The 17,048-nt window shown below is 71.6% G+C and carries 16 protein-coding genes and 1 pseudogene; 14 read left to right on the top strand and 3 right to left on the bottom strand.

The window, feature by feature from the left end; all coding sequences use genetic code 11:
* The first annotated feature begins 7 nt into the window (after window positions 1–7).
* From BUB75_RS05225 to BUB75_RS05190, 8 genes are read left to right on the top strand one after another with little or no spacing between them, the layout of a single operon-like run.
* Window positions 8–1,036: a 2OG-Fe(II) oxygenase family protein gene (locus BUB75_RS05225; protein WP_073251913.1), complete on the top strand. Its 1,029-nt coding sequence runs from the start codon at window positions 8–10 to the stop codon at window positions 1,034–1,036.
* The gene (locus BUB75_RS05220; protein WP_073251912.1) at window positions 1,033–1,812 is read left to right on the top strand and encodes a DUF427 domain-containing protein; all 780 of its coding nucleotides are present in this window, start codon (window positions 1,033–1,035) and stop codon (window positions 1,810–1,812) included. The genes BUB75_RS05225 and BUB75_RS05220 overlap by 4 nt, the downstream gene beginning before the upstream one ends.
* Complete coding sequence (locus BUB75_RS05215; protein ID WP_073251910.1) at window positions 1,805–3,298, top strand: ABC transporter substrate-binding protein; 1,494 nt, start codon at window positions 1,805–1,807, stop codon at window positions 3,296–3,298. The genes BUB75_RS05220 and BUB75_RS05215 overlap by 8 nt, the downstream gene beginning before the upstream one ends.
* The gene (locus BUB75_RS05210) at window positions 3,295–4,245 is read left to right on the top strand and encodes an ABC transporter permease (RefSeq protein ID WP_073251908.1); all 951 of its coding nucleotides are present in this window, start codon (window positions 3,295–3,297) and stop codon (window positions 4,243–4,245) included. The genes BUB75_RS05215 and BUB75_RS05210 overlap by 4 nt, the downstream gene beginning before the upstream one ends.
* Window positions 4,242–5,087, top strand: a complete 846-nt coding sequence (locus BUB75_RS05205) for an ABC transporter permease (protein WP_073251906.1) — start codon at window positions 4,242–4,244, stop codon at window positions 5,085–5,087. The genes BUB75_RS05210 and BUB75_RS05205 overlap by 4 nt, the downstream gene beginning before the upstream one ends.
* Entirely contained in the window at window positions 5,084–5,881 is a 798-nt protein-coding gene (locus tag BUB75_RS05200; protein ID WP_073251904.1) for an ATP-binding cassette domain-containing protein, read from the top strand. The genes BUB75_RS05205 and BUB75_RS05200 overlap by 4 nt, the downstream gene beginning before the upstream one ends.
* Entirely contained in the window at window positions 5,878–6,663 is a 786-nt protein-coding gene (locus BUB75_RS05195) for an ABC transporter ATP-binding protein (protein WP_073251902.1), read from the top strand. The genes BUB75_RS05200 and BUB75_RS05195 overlap by 4 nt, the downstream gene beginning before the upstream one ends.
* Window positions 6,660–6,839, top strand: a complete 180-nt coding sequence (locus BUB75_RS05190; RefSeq protein WP_073251900.1) for an LLM class flavin-dependent oxidoreductase — start codon at window positions 6,660–6,662, stop codon at window positions 6,837–6,839. Before BUB75_RS05195 ends, BUB75_RS05190 begins: the two co-directional genes overlap by 4 nt.
* A 228-nt stretch (window positions 6,840–7,067) precedes the next feature.
* On the opposite strand, the gene BUB75_RS05185 is transcribed toward BUB75_RS05190, so the two are convergent.
* Entirely contained in the window at window positions 7,068–8,468 is a 1,401-nt protein-coding gene (locus BUB75_RS05185; protein WP_178379767.1) for an MFS transporter, read from the bottom strand.
* 48 nt (window positions 8,469–8,516) lie between these two features.
* Between BUB75_RS05185 and BUB75_RS05180 the strand changes: the two genes are divergently transcribed.
* Genes BUB75_RS05180 through BUB75_RS05170 form a run of 3 tightly spaced genes read left to right on the top strand, consistent with a single transcriptional unit; the run spans window position 8,517 to window position 11,556 of the window.
* Window positions 8,517–9,545: an LLM class flavin-dependent oxidoreductase gene (locus BUB75_RS05180; RefSeq protein ID WP_073251896.1), complete on the top strand. Its 1,029-nt coding sequence runs from the start codon at window positions 8,517–8,519 to the stop codon at window positions 9,543–9,545.
* Window positions 9,542–10,816, top strand: coding sequence for an LLM class flavin-dependent oxidoreductase (locus tag BUB75_RS05175; RefSeq protein WP_084740226.1), 1,275 nt, complete (start codon window positions 9,542–9,544; stop codon window positions 10,814–10,816). The genes BUB75_RS05180 and BUB75_RS05175 overlap by 4 nt, the downstream gene beginning before the upstream one ends.
* A gap of 17 nt (window positions 10,817–10,833) precedes the next feature.
* Entirely contained in the window at window positions 10,834–11,556 is a 723-nt protein-coding gene (locus BUB75_RS05170) for a class I SAM-dependent DNA methyltransferase (protein WP_073251892.1), read from the top strand.
* Window positions 11,557–11,699: 143 nt separating this feature from the next.
* Here BUB75_RS05170 and BUB75_RS48430 read toward each other — a convergent pair.
* Window positions 11,700–12,039 (bottom strand): annotated as a pseudogene (locus tag BUB75_RS48430) (sulfite exporter TauE/SafE family protein); the annotation flags it as partial.
* 122 nt (window positions 12,040–12,161) lie between these two features.
* On the opposite strand from BUB75_RS48430, the gene BUB75_RS05160 reads away from it, so the two are divergent.
* The 3 genes from BUB75_RS05160 to BUB75_RS05150 are packed head-to-tail and all read left to right on the top strand — an operon-like array spanning window position 12,162 to window position 15,795.
* Window positions 12,162–13,115, top strand: a complete 954-nt coding sequence (locus BUB75_RS05160) for a cyclase family protein (protein WP_073251888.1) — start codon at window positions 12,162–12,164, stop codon at window positions 13,113–13,115.
* Window positions 13,112–14,770: a class I adenylate-forming enzyme family protein gene (locus BUB75_RS05155; protein WP_073251886.1), complete on the top strand. Its 1,659-nt coding sequence runs from the start codon at window positions 13,112–13,114 to the stop codon at window positions 14,768–14,770. The genes BUB75_RS05160 and BUB75_RS05155 overlap by 4 nt, the downstream gene beginning before the upstream one ends.
* Window positions 14,771–14,817: 47 nt before the next feature.
* Window positions 14,818–15,795: a TIGR03564 family F420-dependent LLM class oxidoreductase gene (locus tag BUB75_RS05150; protein WP_073252827.1), complete on the top strand. Its 978-nt coding sequence runs from the start codon at window positions 14,818–14,820 to the stop codon at window positions 15,793–15,795.
* Here the strand turns inward: BUB75_RS05150 and BUB75_RS05145 are convergent.
* Window positions 15,714–17,009: an MFS transporter gene (locus BUB75_RS05145; RefSeq protein WP_073251884.1), complete on the bottom strand. Its 1,296-nt coding sequence runs from the start codon at window positions 17,007–17,009 to the stop codon at window positions 15,714–15,716. The genes BUB75_RS05150 and BUB75_RS05145 overlap by 82 nt on opposite strands.
* Window positions 17,010–17,048: the final 39 nt, after the last annotated feature.

Genomic DNA, 17,048 nt, shown 5'->3' with positions numbered 1-17,048 from the left:
GCGAGCCATGTCGAACGAGATCACGTTGATCGACCTGTCCGCCGCTGAGGCCGGTGACGCGGACAGCCTGGCCGCGCTGCGCCACGCCGGCGAGGACCTGGGCATCATCCAGATCGTCAACCACGGCGTCCCGCAGGACGTCATCGACGATTTCCACGACCGGATCGGCGCGATCCTCGCGCTCCCCCGCGACGAGAAGATCCCGCTCGCCAGCCCGACCGGCCACCCGTACCGGGGCTGGCGGCAGTGGCCGGACGACTTCGGCCGGCTGGAGCTGGAGCGCATCACGATCGGCCAGTACGACACCGTCGACGAGGCGGTGGCCGACGGGCTGGACCCACAGTACGCCGCGGACTTCGCGCACCCGAACGTCTGGCCCACGCCCGAGCTGCGGGACGCCGCCCGCACCTACCACGAGGCCGCGCGGCTGGTCGCGCGGCGGGTGCTGGCGGTGTACGCCCGCGCGCTCGACGCCGACCCGGCGGTGTTCCCGGTCGGCGACGGGCCCGACCACACGTCGTTCGTGGTCAACAACTACCCGACCTGGACGTACGAGGACGGCGGCAGCACCGAGGAGTCCGCGAGCGACGACGAGCGCAAGCTGCTGTTGCTCGAGCACGCCGACGGGTCCGTGCTCACCGTCCTCCACCAGCGCGGCGACTACGACGGGCTGCAGGGCCAGCGCGCCGACGGCAGCTGGGTGCCGGTGCCGATCGTCCCGGGCGCGCTGCAGGTCTTCACCGGTTCGCTGCTCACCCGGTGGACGAACGGGCGGCTGCGTCCGGGCAGGCACCGCGTGGTCGCCGGTGGCACGGTGACGCGGCTGTCCAGCGGCGTGTTCTGGCACCCGCGGGTCGACACCGTGATCGAGCCGCTGGCGCCGTTCGTCGACGACCCGGACGACGTCGAGTTCGACCCGGTCTTGGTCTGGGACACGGTCAAGGACCGCGTCGAGGAGTACCTTCGCGTGTTCGGCCGGCCGGACCAGGTCGCGGCCTGGCGCGAGGGCCGCCCTTACGTCGCGGCCCTCGCATGAGTCCCCGGGCCTCTCGCCGCCACCCGGTGCCCGCCGACGAGTTCACGTACGAGCCGTCCGAGCGCCGGGTGCGCGGCACGGTCGGCGCCGTGACCGTCGTGGACAGTGCGCGTCCGGTGCTGGTCTGGGAGCCGGGGCGTGCGGTGCCCGGGTACGTGTTCCCGCGGTCGGACGTACGGACCGACCTGCTTTCTCCAGGTTCCGACGGTCGGTTCGATCTCCTCGTCGACGGGCGGCGGCTGGCGTCCGTGGCCTGGACCTACGACGTCCCGGAGCTGGCCGACCACGTCGCGTTCGACTGGTTCGGCCGGACCGAGCCCGGCATCGAGCACTGGTACGAGGAGGACGAGGAGATCTTCGTCCACCCGCGTGACCCGTACAAACGCGTCGATCCGCTGCCCAGCTCGCGCCACGTCCAGGTGTCGATCAACGGCGTCCGGGTCGCGGAGTCGCACCGGCCGGTGCTGGTGTTCGAGACGCGTCTGCCGATCCGCTACTACCTGCCGCGCGAGGACGTCGACTTCACGACGTTGCAGCCGTCCGACCTGCAGACCGGCTGTCCGTACAAGGGCACGGCGTCGTACTGGTCGTTCCCCGGCGGGCCGGAGAACGTCGCCTGGACCTACCCCGACCCGGTTCCGGCCGTAGGCCGGATCGCCGACCTGGTCGCCTTCTACAACGAGGTCGTCGACATCACGGTCGACGGCGTCGCGCTGGACAGACCCGTTACCGAATTCAACCGCCGCTTTTCTCGAGATGAGGACCCTCGTGCGTAAGACCGGCCTTCTGGCCCTGTTAGTGGCGGGTCTCGTCGCGCTGACGAGTTGCAGCAGCGAGGACGGCGACGCGAGCGCCGGGGCTGCGGACACCAACGCGACCGTCACCGTGCGGCTGAAGCTGGAGCCGACCAGCCTCGACCTCACGACGGTGGCGGGCGCGGCGCTCGACCAGGTGCTGCTCGACAACGTCTACCAGGGCCTGCTGACCCGGGACGCTTCGGACAAGATCGTGCCGTCGCTCGCCTCCGAGTACGAGGCCGCGCCCGATGGGCTCAGCTACACGTTCACGCTCAACCCGAAGGCGACGTTCCACGACGGCTCGCCGGTCACCGCCGCCGACGTCGTCTGGTCGTACGAGCAGGTGCTCAGCCCGAAGTCGGCCAACCCGAACAAGATCGACTTCGCCCAGGTCGCCTCGGTCACCGCGCCGGACGAGAAGACCGTGAAGATCGCGCTCAAGCAGCGCGACAGCAACTTCACCTACGCGCTGACCAACCGCGCGGGCGTCGTCTACAAGAAGGGCGCGACCGGGCTGGCCGACAGCGAGAACGGCACCGGGCCGTTCACGCTGGACAAGTGGCAGCGCGGTGCGAGCCTCACCTTCCTGCGTCACGACGAGTACTGGGGCGAGGAAGCCAAGGTCGCCAAGGTCGTCTTCCGTTACATCCCGGACGACAACGCGGCGAACAACGCGACGCTCGCCGGCGACATCGACGTGCTCACCGCGCTCGACCCGAAGCTGCTCGCGCCGTACGAGAACAACCAGGACTTCGCCGTCCAGGAGGGCATCGCGTCGGACAAGATCGTCCTCGGCTTCAACAACGCGTACGGCCCGCTGAAGGACGTCCGGGTGCGCCGGGCGATCCGGCAGGCGATCGACAAGGACGGGCTGATCTCGAGCTACGGCGAGGGCATTCGGATCGGTGGTCCGGTCGCTTCGACCGACCCCTGGTACGACGAGAGCCTGACCAGCATCGACAAGTACGACCCGGCCGCGGCCAAGAAACTGCTCGCCGAGGCCGGCGTCTCGAACCTGAAGCTGACGCTGACCGTGGCGAACTTCTACCCGCCGCTCTACGCCGAGTACGTCACGTCGCAGCTCAAGCAGGTCGGGATCACCGTCGAGATCAAGTCGGTGCCGTTCGCGACCTGGCTGGACACCGTCTTCACCGAGGCGAACTACCAGCTCTCGATCGTCGACCACGCCGAAGCGCGCGACATCGGCATCTGGGCCAACCCGAAGTACTACTTCCGCTACGACAGCAAGGCCGTGCAGAAGCTGGTCGCCGACGCGCAGGTCGCGCCGTCCGAGGACCAGCGTGACGAGCTGCTCGCGCAGGCCGCGAAGCAGGTGTCCGAGGACGCGGCGGGCGACTTCCTGTCCGGCGGCCAGATCCACACCGTGGTGCGCAAGGGCGTCGAGGGCTTCCCGAAGGACTCGACCAGCTCCCGACTGAACCTGGCGAGCGTCACCGCCTCATGATGCCGTTCGTGCTCCGGCGGCTCGGGCTACTGCTCGGGTCGCTGGTGCTCGCCAGCGTGCTGGTGTTCCTGCTGCTGCGGTTGCTCCCGGGCGACATGGCACAGGTGATCGCCGGCACGCAGGCGACGCCGGAGGCGGTGGCCAACCTGCGCCACCAGCTCGGCACCGACCGGCCGCTGGTCACCCAGTACTTCGACTGGATCGGCGGGGTCGTGACCGGCGACTTCGGACGGTCACCGCTCTCCGGCGCGTCGATCGGCGCCGAGCTGACCGAGAAGCTGTCGGTCACGGTCCCGCTGGTGATCGGTGCGATCGTGCTCGCGATCGTGCTGGCCGTGCCCGGCGGGATTCTGGCCGCCGCCCTGCACCGGCGGCGGTCCGGCACCGTGATCTCGGTGGTGAGCCAGCTGGGGATCGCGGTGCCGACGCTGTGGCTGGGCCTGGTGCTGGCCGTGCTGTTCGCGGTGCACCTGCGCTGGCTGCCCGCGCAGGGGTTCCCGATCGACGGCTGGTCCGATTCGTCGCGGGCCGTGCGCAGCCTGGTGTTGCCCGCGGTGACGCTCGCGCTCGCCGAGGGCGCGGTGCTGCTGCGGTACGTGCGCTCGGCGACGCTCGAGGTGCTGCACCAGGACTGGCTGCGTACGGCGCGCGCGAAGGGCCTCACCCGGACCCGGGCATTGCTGCGGCACGGCGTCCGGAACGCGGCGCTGTCGGTCGTGTCGGTCCTCGGGCTGCAGATCGCGACGCTGCTGGTCGGCGCGATCGTCGTCGAGACCGTGTTCAACCTGCCGGGCGCGGGCCAGCTGCTGGTCCGCGACGTCGGCAACCGCGACCTGGTCGCGGTGCAGAGCGAGGTGCTGATCGTCAGCGCGGCCGTGCTCGTCGTCGGCTTCACGATCGACGTCGCCCACCGCCTCATCGATCCGCGCCTGCGGAGGGCCTCATGAGTGTTGTCCGGGCGCTGCTGCGCAGCCCGAGCGGCCTGGTCGGAACGGTCCTGGTCGGGGTGCTGCTCGGCACGGCGTTGCTGTCGCTCTTCTGGACGCCGTACGACCCGACGCTCGTCGACCCGCGCGCGTCCTGGGTGCCGGCGTTCTCCGGTGACCACTGGCTCGGCACCGACACCGCGGGCAAGGACATCCTGAGCCAGCTGATCGCCGGTTCCCGGATCACCGTGCTGGTCGCGGTGCTGGCGTCGTTGATCGCGGTGCTGCTCGGCGTCGCGCTGGCGATCCTGACCGCGGTGCCGCCGCGATGGATCTCGGAGTCCCTGGCGCACGTGCTCGACGTCCTGATCGCGTTTCCGGTGCTGCTGCTCGCGATGGTGTTCGCCGCGGTGTTCGGCGGGTCGACGTGGACCGGCGTGACCGCGGTGGGCCTCGGCCTCGCGGTGATCGTCGCCCGGGTGACCCGCGCCGAGATCATGCGGGTGATGGCCGCGGACTACGTGCTGGCCGCGCGGGCGTCCGGCGCGGGCATCGGCCGGATCGTCGGGCGGCACGTGCTGCCGAACGTCGCGCCGACGCTCGTCGTCCAGGCGTCGCTGGCGCTGGCGATCGCGGTGCTCGCCGAGGCCGCGCTCTCCTACCTCGGGTACGGCACGCCGCCGCCGACGCCGTCCTGGGGACGGTTGCTGCACGAGCAGCAGCCGTATCTGACCGTCCGGCCGCTGCTGGTGGTCTGGCCTGGACTGGTGATCGCGCTGACCGTGCTCGGCTTCAACCTGCTCGGCGACGGGCTACGGGATGCGATCGACCCGCAGCTGCGCCGGGATCGGACCGTCGGATGAGCCTGCTCGAGGTGGAGGGGCTGACGGTCCGGATCGGTGGGCGTCCGGTGGTGTCCGACGTCAGTCTCACGCTGGACTCGGGGGACCGGCTCGGGCTGATCGGGGCGTCCGGGTCCGGGAAGTCGCTGACCGCGCTGGCGATCCTGGGGTTACTGCCGGACGGAGCCGTCGTCAATGGGTCGGTGCGGCTCGACGGGACCGAGCTGATCGGGCTGGGCGACCGCGCGCTGTCCCGGATCCGCGGACGTCGTGTCGCGATGGTGTTCCAGGAGCCGCAGACCGCGCTCAACCCGCTGATGCGGATCGGGCGGCAGATCGGCGAGCCGCTCCGGCTGCACGCGGGGTTGTCCCGGCGGGCGGCAGCCGCGGCCGCGGTCGAGCTGGCCGCCGAGGTCGGGCTCCCCGACCCGGACCGGCTCGTGCACTCCTACCCGCACGAGCTGTCCGGCGGTCAGCGCCAGCGGGTGGGGCTGGCGATCGGGCTGGCGTGCCGGCCCGCGCTGCTGCTGGCCGACGAGCCGACCACCGCGCTGGACGTCACCGTGCAGGCCGGCGTGCTGCGGCTGCTCGACCGGCTCGTCGACGACCACGACACCGCGCTGCTGTTCATCAGCCACGACCTGGCCGTCGTCCACCAGGTCTGCCGCCGGGTCGCGGTACTCGCCGACGGCCGAGTACTGGAGGAGGGAACGGTGACCGACATCGTGCAGTCGCCGCAGCACGAGGGAACGCGCGCGCTGATCGCCGCGGCCCGTGCCACGTCCTGGGTGCCGGGGAAGGTGCTGGCGCCGTGACCGTGCTGCTCTCCGCGTCCGCGCTGCACAAGTCGTACCGGCTGCCGCGGCGGTCGCTGTTCTCGTCGGCGGCGCGGCGGCGGGCCGTGGGCGGTGTGGACCTCGAACTGGCCGAGGGCAGGCACCTCGGCATCGTCGGAGAGTCCGGCTCCGGCAAGTCGACGCTCACCCGGCTGCTGCTCGGGCTGGAGCGTCCGGACGCCGGGGAGGTGCGGTTCCGGGACGTCCGGGTGACGCCGGGGCGCCAGGAGTGGTTCCGGCGCGAGGTGCAGGTCGTTCTGCAGGACCCGCGGGCGTCGCTGGATCCGCGGATGACCGTGCGGCAGATCGTGGCGGAGCCGCTGGAGTGCCTACGGGTCGCGGGCGACGTCCGGGCCCGCGTCGCCGAGGTGCTGACCGCCGTCGGGCTCGGCCCGGAGATCATGGGCCGCTACCCGCACGAGTTCTCCGGTGGCCAGCGGCAGCGGATCGCGATCGCCCGTGCGCTCGCCCCTGGACCGAAGGTGCTGATCGGCGACGAGCCGCTGAGCGCCCTGGACGTCGTCGTGCGGTCCTCGGTGCTCGCGCTGCTCCGGACGCTGGCCGACGAGTTCGGGCTCACGCTCGTGCTGGTGTCCCACGACATCGGCGTCGTGCAGCAGCTCTGCGCGGACGTGCTCGTGATGAAGGACGGCGTCGTCGTGGAACGCGGCCCGACTTCCCAGGTGCTTTCCGCGCCGCAGCACCCGTACACCCAGGCGCTGCTCGCCGCGGTGCCGCAGCTGCCTTCGGAGGTGTTGTGAAGCTCGGCTTCCTCACTCATGTGCACGGCCCGGAACGCGCCGCGTCCGAGGTCTACCGCGACCTCGTGGAGTTCTTCGTCGCCGCGGTGGCCGAGGACGCCGCGGTGCTCGACGCGCTGACCGGTGGGCGGTTGCAGCTCGGGCTCGGCACCGGCAGGCCCGGGCCGCCGGGCTGACGATCCGCCAGCTGGCGCAGAAGGTCGCCGACGACGACCGGACGATCGTCGGCACCCCGGAGAGGGTCGCCGGCCACGTCGAGGAGTGGTTCACCCGGCGGGGCGCGGACGGCTTCAACGTGGTCTTCGAGTACCTGCCGGGCGCGCAGCGCCGCGGCCTGTTCCGAGAACCTCGGCCTCGACCGCCCCCCGAACCGCTACGCGGGAAGCGCTGCGCATTCTGTGCCCCTATAACGGCACAGAATGTGCAGCGCTTCGGGAGAGTCCTACTCGGACGCCGAACGCCGCGATCAGTGAGCCCACCAGCAGCACCGTGCAGAACACCAGGCCGGAGGCGGTCGCGTGGCGATACCCGGTGATCGGCGCCGCCAGCGCGAGCCCGCTCACGACCGCGAGGCTCACGGCGGCCGAGATCCGCTGGACGACCTGGAGGAACCCGGCCGCGAGGCCGGCGACCTCGGCCGGAGCGTGCCGCAGCGTCAGCGCCTGGTTGGGCGAGACGGTCAGCCCGCCGCTGATCCCGAACGCGAGCTGGGTGATCGCGAACGCGAACCACAGGTGCCGGTCCGGGACCCAGACCGCGCACGCCAGCGTCGCCAGCGCGCTCGCGGCGCCGAGCGCGGTCGAGTAGCGCAGCAGCCGAGGCCCCAGGCGCGCGAGCGCGCGCCAGCTGACCGCCGACGTGAGCCCGAACGCGACCGCGCTCGGGAGCGTGGTCAGCGCCGCGGCCAGCGGGGACTCCCCGGCGGCCTCCTGCAGGTGAAGCACGATCACCAGCGACATCGCGAGCACCGCCCCGAAGTTGAACATCGCGACGAGGCTCCCGCAGACGAACGCCCGGGAGCGGACCAGCGCCGGGTGCAGCACCGGGGCTCGTCCGGTCCGGGCATACCACCGTTCCCAGGTCACGAGACCCGCGAGCAGGGCCGCGCCGACGGCCACCCACACCGCCACCGGCACACCGCCGGACAGCGTCACCGGCAGCAGGACGCAGAGCGTCAGCGCGCCGAGCAGGATCAGGCCGGGCACGTCGAGTGGCGTCCGCCGCCGCACGGGAAGCCGGCGCGGGAGATACCGCGCGGCCAGGATCAACGTCGCCACCCCGAACGGCACGTTGATCAGCGCGATCAGCCGCCAGCCCCAGTCCGGCCCGGCCACGCCGATCAGCGCGCCGCCCACTACCGGCCCGATCGTCGCGGCCACGCCTCCGGTCGTCGCGTACGCGCCGAGCGCCCGGGCCCGTTCGGCGCCCCGGAACTCGTCCTGGATCAGGCCGAGCACCTGCGGGTTGACCATCCCGGCTCCCAGCCCCTGCACGATCCGGGCGGCCGCGACCACCCAACCGTGCTGCGCGGTACCGGCGACCACGCTGGTCAGCGTGAACAGCGCGAACCCGGCCAGGAAGTACCCCCGGCGGCCGTGCGCGTCGCCGAGCCGCCCACCGGGCACCAGCGCGAGACCGAACGCGAACGAATAGCCGGCCAGGATCCACTGGACTTCGTGCGGACCGGCGTCCAGTGAGGACCGGATCGACGGGATCGCCACGTTCAGGACCGACTGGTCGATCAACGTGGTGAAACCGGCGGCGAGGCACAAACGGAGCGCCCACCGCCGGGAGGCGTCGGACATAGCCGAAACCCTACATGACCCGTCGGATTGGTCTGATACCGTCGAGACATGACTCATCTGGCGGTGGAGATCGACGGTCCCGGCGCCCATCCGGCCGCCGGACACACGCTTGATCCCTTCGATCCCGACGTTGTGGTCCGGTCCGCGCGGCTCGCCGAGGACGCCGGATTCGTGCTGGTCACGCTCGCCGACGCGGCGCAGGGTGGGCTCGAGGCCGGTGTCCGCGCTGCCTACCTGGCGTTACGCACCCATCGGATCGGGCTGGCGCCGACCTTGCACGTCACCACCACCGAGCCGTTCCACCTGGCTACTCAGCTCGCCAGCCTCGACCATGCGAGCCAGGGTCGCGGCGGGTGGGTCGTCGGCGCGCAGAACACGGCCACGGCACTCGCGACGACCGGCCGCGAGCCGCTGGAGCCCGACGCGCTGCGCCGCGAGGTCGCCGACGTGGTCGAGGTCAACCGCGCGCTCTGGGACTCCTGGGAGGACGACGCCACGATCCGCGACGTCGCGACCGGGCGCTTCCTCGACCCCGATCGCGTCCACCACGTGAACTTCACCGGCGACACGTTCTCGATCGTCGGGCCGCTGATCACACCGCGGCCGCCGCAGGGCCAGGTCGTCGTGCTCGGCGCGGACACGCTCGGCGTCACCGGACAGTTGGACATCGCCCTCGTCGGTGGTGACGTCGCCGCGCGTGCGGCCGCGGCCCGTGCGGCCGGTGCTCCCCTGGTGTTCGCCGAGGTCGAGGTCCTGATCGACGAGTCGGGCGAGCGACGCGACACGGCGGACTCGTGGGCGCCGTCCGATCGGCTGCGGCACGTGGGGTCGGTCGCAGCGCTCCGCGACCTGATCGATCGCTTGGGAGCGACCGTGGACGGCGTCCGCCTGCACCCCGCCGAGACCGCGGTCGACCTCCCGCTCCTGGCCGAGGCGCTGCCGGCCGACACTCTGCCGGCCGAGGCGCTGCCGGCCGACGCGGGCCGCCCGGCGTCGTCCGGAACGCTCCGTGAGCGGCTCGGCCTTCCGCGCCCGGCCAACCGATTCGCAGCGACCGTCGGAGAGGCAACACCGTGACACGTCTCCACCTCGGCCTCTTCTACACCGGCGTCGGCCCGCAGACGCTCTGGACCGACCCGAACGCCGCCGACCACGTCCACATCGACACGTTCGTCCACGTCGCGCAGACGCTGGAGCGCGGCCTGTTCGACGCGTTCTTCCTCGGCGAGGGCCTGCGCGTCCGGGAGAACCGCGGCCGGGTCTACGACCTGGACGTCGCCGGACGCCCGGACGCGATCACCCAGCTGGCTGCGCTGGCCGGTGTCACCGAGCGGATCGGGCTGGTCGCCACCCAGAACGCCACCTACAACTACCCGGCCGACCTGGCCCGGCGGCTGGCGAGCCTCGACCTGGTGTCCCGCGGCCGCGCCGGGTGGAACGTCGTCACGACCGACAACGCCTGGACCGGGGAGAACTTCCGGCACGGCGGCTGGCTGCCGCACGAACGCCGCTACGAGCGGGCCGGGCAGTTCGTCGAGGCCGCGAAGGAACTCTGGGCCGGGAACGGCCCGGTCGAGCGCGCCACCGACCTGGTCCGCCTGACCGCGACGGCGACCCAGCCACGGAGTCCGCAGGGGCGGCCGGTGCTGTTCCAGGCCGGCGACTCCCCCGGCGGACGCGACCTGGCCGCCCGCCACGCCGATGTGGTGTTCTCCGCCCACAGCGACTACGAGGGCGCCCGCGCGTACGCCGACGACCTGCGGGCGAGGCTGGTCGCCCACGGCCGCGGGCCGGACGACGTCCGGATTCTGCCGGGCACGACCGTCGTGCTGGGCGACACGCCCGCGGACGCCGCCGAGCGCGCACGCTGGATCCGCCGCGAGCAGACCACCGGCCCGCGGGCGATCGCGTTCCTCGAGCAGTTCTGGGGCAAGGACCTGTCCGGTTACGACCCGGACGGGCCGCTGCCGGACATCGAACCGACCGAGGACGAGCTCGACCCGTCGCGCGGCACGCTGCCGATCGCGTGGCGCACCGGCAAACTCGCGCGGATCGCGGAGTGGCGAGAGCTGGCCGCGGAACGGAACTACTCGATCCGCGACTTGGTCACCGAGGTGACGCCGCGCCACGAGGGTTTTGTCGGAACACCGGGGCAGGTGGCCGACGAGTGGGCGCGCTTCGTCCGCGACCGCGTGGTGGACGGATTCAACCTGCTGCCGCAGCTGATCCCCGGGTCCATCGACGAGGTCGTCGACAAGCTAGTGCCGGAGCTGCAGGACCGCGGCGTCTACCGCACCGAGTACGAGGGCACCACGCTCCGAAATCACCTCGACCTACCGCCGGTCTGACGTCTACGGTCCCTGCCGTGAGCGAGGACGGGTACTTCGGCGAGAGCGTCGCCGCCACCTACGACGATCCCGAGAGCACCGAGTTCCAGCCGGACGTCGTCACGACGACCGTCGACGTGCTGGCCGAACTCGCGGGCTCCGGACCGGCCGTGGAGTTCGCGATCGGCACCGGGCGGATCGCGCTGCCGCTCACCGCGCGGGGCATCCCCGTGCACGGCATCGAGCTCTCGAACGCGATGGCGGCCCGGCTCCGCGCCAAGCCCGGCGGCGACGCCGTCCCGGTGACGATCGGCGACATGACGTCGACCCGGCTCGACGGGTCGTTCTCGCTCGCCTACCTCGTCTTCAACACGATCATGAACCTGACCACGCAGGCCGCCCAGGTGGCCTGTTTCCGCAACGCGGCGGCGCACCTCGCGCCCGGCGGCCGGTTCGTGGTCGAGGTGATGGTGCCGGGGCTACGGCGGCTGCCGCCCGGGCAGACGATGGTGCCGTTCCTCGACGAGCCCGGCCGCTGGGCGTTCGACCGCTACGACACCGCGACCCAGGCGCTGAGCTCCAACTACGTCGAGGCCGGCGAGGTCCGCTCGATCCCGTTCCGGTACGTGTGGCCCAGCGAGCTCGACCTGATGGCCCAGCTCGCCGGTCTGCGGCTACTGCACCGCTGGGACGACTGGAACCGCCGTCCGTTCACGCACGAGAGCACCAAGCACGTCTCGGTCTGGGAAAAGCCCGCCTAGGCAGGTACCGGCTCCCGCTCGGCGGCGCGCACCTCGGCCTCGCGCTCGTCGACGGCCGATCGTCGCGGCCCACACCAGGTAGATCACCGCGTAGAACGAGTACCTGACGGCGTCCGACGCGTCGATCCAGTCGCTGCGCAGCAGCCGAGCCCGACGAAGAACCCGGCGCTGGTTGCGACCGCGATCAGGAACTCGCTGGTGTCGATCGAGCCGATCGCCTTGCGCGGCTGGAGCCGTCCGCCGGCCAAGATCGCCGGAGTGCCCATCGGGCCCCAGCCGCCCCCGCCGATCGCGTCGATGAACCCGCCGAAGACGCCCAGCGGCGCGAGGAACCGCTTTGCGAGCACGAGCAGGATGAATCGCCATCACCGGGGCCGCGACCTCGGTGTCCAGGTGCACGGTCGCCGAGGCCGCGGCGGCGTTCGTGCCGGTCGCGAGCAGGAGCGTGGTCGAGGTGACGCCGTAGGCCATCCCGAGGCTGCCGCGACGAGCTGTGCGCCGAGCCCCGTTCGGTCACTTCGCTGCCCGCTTGCCCGTTTTGGTTGACTCCTGGCAACCCCCGTGTGACGGTGAGGCGTCTCACCGTCGAGACCGGAGGGTGCCCGATGACCGACGTTCCCGCGATGACCGACCTGCTCCGCGACACACCGTCCAACTGGGGCCGATGGGGCGACGACGACGAGGTGGGCGCGCTCAACCACCTCACGGCCGCCGAAGTGCTCCGCGGCGCCTCCCACATCCGTTCCGGCACCGTGTTCACGCTGCAACGGCTGATCGGCCATCCGGAGGGCGACCCGGTGTGGCCGGGACGCACGCCGGCGAAGCGGACGATGATCCTCGACGAGTCCACGTGGGACAGCGACACCGCACCGAGCTTTCCCGGCGGCCTGCACTACGCCGACGACAAGATCGACGCGTTCCTCCAGGGCTCGACGCAGTACGACGCGCTCGGCCACGTCTGGTACGACGGCAAGATCTGGAACGGCTACGACGCCCGCACCACGGTCGGGGGCCTCGGCAAGGCCAGCGTCCAGCCGATCGCCGAGCGCGGCATCGTCGGGCGCGGCGTCCTGCTCGACATGGCCCGGTTCCGCGGCAAGGAGAACCTCGACAAGGCCGAGACGTTCACCCACGCCGACCTGGAGGAGTGCGCGGCCAAACAGGGCCACACGATCGAGCCCCACGACATCCTGCTCGTCCGCACGAACTTCCTGCGGCTGTTCTACGAGCAGGGCCCGGCGTTCTACGACGATTTCTGCGAGCCCGGTCTGACCTACTCCCCCGAACTCGTGCAGTGGTTCCAGGACAAGGAGATCCCGAACCTCGTCACCGACACGATCGCGAACGAGGTCACGATCGATCCGGTCTCCGGCGTCGCGTTACCGCTGCACTGCGCGCTGATGCGCGACCTGGGCGTCGCGCTGACCGAGATCTGCGACCTGGAGAAGCTCGCCGCGAGCTGCGCCGAGGACCGGCAGTACTCGTTCCTCTACGTCGCCGCACCGCTGAAGGTCGCCAGGGCCACCGGTTCGCCGGTCAACCCCGTGGCGATCAAGTGAGCTACCCAGACCGGCCCTGGCTCGCGCGATACGGCGCGGGCCGCCCGGCCGACCTCACCCCCGACCACGGCACAATGCTCGACCTGCTCCGCGCCTCGGTGGCCCGCGCCCCGGCGTGCGAGATCATTCGGTACTTCGACGGCGTCCTCACGCTGGCGGAACTCGACCGGGCGTCGGACGCCCTCGCGGCCGCGTTGCTCGACCGCGGGTTCACCGCGGGCGACCGGCTGGCCCTGTACCTGCAGAACAACCCGGCGTTCGTGATCGGCCTGCTGGCGGCCTGGAAGGCCGGCGGGATCGCGGTCGCGATCAACCCGATGAACAAGCACCGGGAACTGACGTACTTGCTCGCCGATTCCGGCTCGACCGCCCTGCTCTGTCTCGACGAACTTCATGCGGACGTCGTGCGCGCGGTGATCGCGTCCGGGCAGACCGACGTCCGGCTCGTGATCACCGCGTCCGCGTTCGATCGGCAGCAGCGCATCGATCCCCGGCTGTTCGCGCACGCCACCAAGCCGGTCGCCGACGACGCCCTCGACCTGGAGACACTGCTCGAGCAGTACGCCGGGCGCACACCGCCGCCGGCCGCCCCCGAGCCGGACGACGTCGCGGTGCTCACGTACACGTCGGGCACGACCGGCGTGCCGAAAGGCGCGCTGAACACGCACCGCAACCTGGCCTTCAACGCCCAGACCTACCGAGACTGGATGGCGCTGACGCCGGACGACCGGGTCCTAGGCGTCGCACCGCTGTTCCACATCACCGGGCTGGTGGGGCACGTCGGGATCGCGCTGCTCACACCGTGCCCGCTGGTGCTGACCCACCGGTTCCACCCCGGCGTGGTGCTGGACGCGATCCGCGAGCACCGGCCGACGTTCACGGTCGCGGCGATCACCGTGTTCATCAGCCTCGCCGGCCAGCCGGACGCCACCCCCGAGGACTTCGGCTCGGTCCGGATCGCCTACTCCGGCGGCGCACCGATCGCTCCGGCCGTCCGCGACCGGCTCCGCGCCACGACCGGCCTGGAGATCTACAACATCTACGGGCTGACCGAGACCAACTCCCCCTCGCACGCGGTGCCGTTCGGGGCGGCCGCGCCGGTGGACCCGGCGTCGGGCGCGCTGTCGATCGGCGTCCCGGTGTTCAGCACGGTCGTGCGCATCCTCGGCGACGACGGGGCCGAGCTGCCGGTCGGCGAGGTCGGGGAGATCGCGATCCGCGGCCCGCAGGTGGTACCCGGGTACTGGAACAAGCCGGACGCCACCGCCGAGTCGATCCCGGACGGCGAGCTGCGCACCGGCGACGTCGGCTTCATGGACGCCGACGGGTGGTTCTACCTCGTCGATCGCAAGAAGGACATGATCAACGCCGCCGGGTACAAGATCTGGCCGCGCGAGGTCGAGGACGTGCTCTACGCGCACCCGGCAGTGCGCGAGGCCGCCGTGGTCGGTGTGCCCGACGCGTACCGCGGCGAGACCGTCAAGGCGTTCGTGTCGCTGCTGCCGGGGGCGTCGGCCACGCCCGCGGAGCTGGTCGAGTACTGCCGGGAGAACATGGCGGCCTACAAGTACCCGCGGACGGTCGAGCTGGTCGACGAGCTGCCCAAGACGACGACCGGCAAGATCCTGCGCCGCGAGCTCCGCGGTCGAACCTAGTTAGTCGATCGGGAATACGTAGTTCGGTGCCCGGGTTCTTCCGTGGCATGACTACCGGTATCGCCGTGGCCGACTTCGACCCGACCGTTCCGAACTACGTGGACGCGATCCTGCGCCACGCTCGCGCGGCCCGTGACGCGGGCGTGCGCTCGCTCTGGTTCGCCCAGCGATTCGACTACGACGCGACGACGCTGGCCACGGTCGTCGCCCGCGAGCTGCCCGAGGTGCGGGTGGGTACCTCGGCGATCCCGGTCTTCGGGCGTCAGCCGGTGCTGGTGGCCAACCAGGCGCAGGTCGCGCAGGCGGCGACCGGGGGCCGCTTCCGGCTCGGCCTCGCGCTCGGTACGAAGGACACGGTCGAGCGGACGTTCGGGATCGGGTTCGACCGGCCGATCGCCGTGCTCCGCGAGTTCCTCACCGCGCTGCGGACGCTGCTGGAGACCGGGAACGCGGAGTTCCACGGCGAGCTGGTCACCGCCGACCCGCCGTGGCCGATCACGCTGGCCGGTGCCACACCTCCCCCGCTCCTCGTCGCGGCGATGGGCCCGCAGGCACTCCGGGCGACCGGCGAGCTGGCCGACGGCACGCTGCCGTACCTGGCCGGGCCGCGGACGCTCGCCGAGGAGATCGTCCCCACGATCACGGCGGCCGCCGAGCGGGCGGGACGTCCGGCGCCGCAGATCGTCGCGCTGCTCCCCGGTGCGCTGGTATCCGACCTGGACGCCGCCCGCGAGGCCGCCGCACAACAGCTGGCGTTCTACGACCAGGTGCCGTCCTACCAGCGGGTCGTCGCACGCGAAGGGCTCGGCTCGGCGGCCGAACTCGCGGTTCTCGGCGACGAGAAGACGCTCGAGGACGCGATCCGGCGCTACCGGGACGCGGGCGCCACCGAGGTCGTCGTCACCCAGACGCACTTCGGCGGCCCGGCCGACCAGCAGCGGACCTACGAGTTCCTGGGCTCGCTCACCGAGGACCCGGCCGGGGCGTCGCCAGCGGACGCCGCGGCGGTGCCGCGCCAGGCGTAGACGCCCGCCGCGAGCGTGCCGACGCACAGCAATGCCGAGCTCAGCCCCAGCGACCAGTGGACGCCGAGCACCGCGCCGAGCAGTCCGACCGTGATGCCGCTGCCGAACCGCAGGCCGTTCGCGGCCGTCCCGTAGACGCCGATGACACGCCCGCGGTCGGCGGGCGGTGCCAGCAACTGGACGATCGTCTGCCCGATCGACATCGCGGCGAGGTTCGCGACGCCACCGACGACGAGCATCAGCAGCGCGAGCACGTAGTTGCCGGTCAGCGCGAACACGGCGGTCGTCGCGCCGTAGACCAGCGTGCTGACCACCGCGGCCCGGACGCTCGGCCGCACCCACCCGGTCGCCTCCAGCACGATGCCGCCGACCACCCCGCCGACGCCGTTCGCGAACAGCAGCACGCCGTACGCGGTGCCCTCGCTCCCCGCGCCGAGATCCTGGGCGAAGATCGGCATCGCCGACTGGAGCGACGCCCCGATGAAGAACGAGCCCAGCCCGCCCAGCACGATCATGCTGACCAGCGTGTGGTTGCCGCGGATCTCCCGGAGGACGCGCACCGAGTCGACCAGCCCCACCCGCGCCCGCTTCACCAGGCCACCGTCCCGGGTGTGGCCGGTGTACTTCGTCCGGAACAGGAACAGCGTCAGCGGCAGGTAGAACAGGACGTTGGCGAAGATGCCCGCGGTCGGACCGAGCCCGAGCAGCAGCGCCGACCCGACGACCGGTCCGAACAGGATGCCGAGGCTGCGGAATGTCGCGTTCAGCCGGACCGCGCTCGGCAGCTCGTCGTCCCCGACGAAGTCGTGCAGCATCAGCTGCTCGCCGGGTCCCCACAGCGCACCGGCGATCCCGTGCAGCATGAGCAGCACGCACGCGCTCCAGATCTCCAGCGTGTCGGTGACGAACAGGACGCCCCACGCCACCGAGACCAGCATGAACAGCGCCTGGGCAGCCTGGATGACGCGGCGGCAGTCGAAGCGATCGGCCAGTCCGCCGAAGTACACCGAGAAGAAGAGGAACGGCAGCCAGTGGCTGATCACCTGGAAGCCGGCGAGCGCCGGGGAGTGGAACTTCTCCCAGAGAACCCAGTACGTGATGACGTGTTCGATGTTGTCGGCCATCATCGCCAGCGCCGCACCGATCAGATACGGGCGGCAGTCGCGGTTCCGCAGCGCGGCGAACCGTAGCGGGGCCTTCGTCACGGAACTCATGAGTGCACGTTAACGACCTTCCGAGACACTGTGCCTCGA

The organism is Cryptosporangium aurantiacum, assembly GCF_900143005.1.
GTDB lineage: Bacteria > Actinomycetota > Actinomycetes > Mycobacteriales > Cryptosporangiaceae > Cryptosporangium > Cryptosporangium aurantiacum.
The sequence above is the reverse complement of the archived record's forward strand: the minus strand, read 5'-3'. Positions and strand labels throughout refer to the sequence as shown.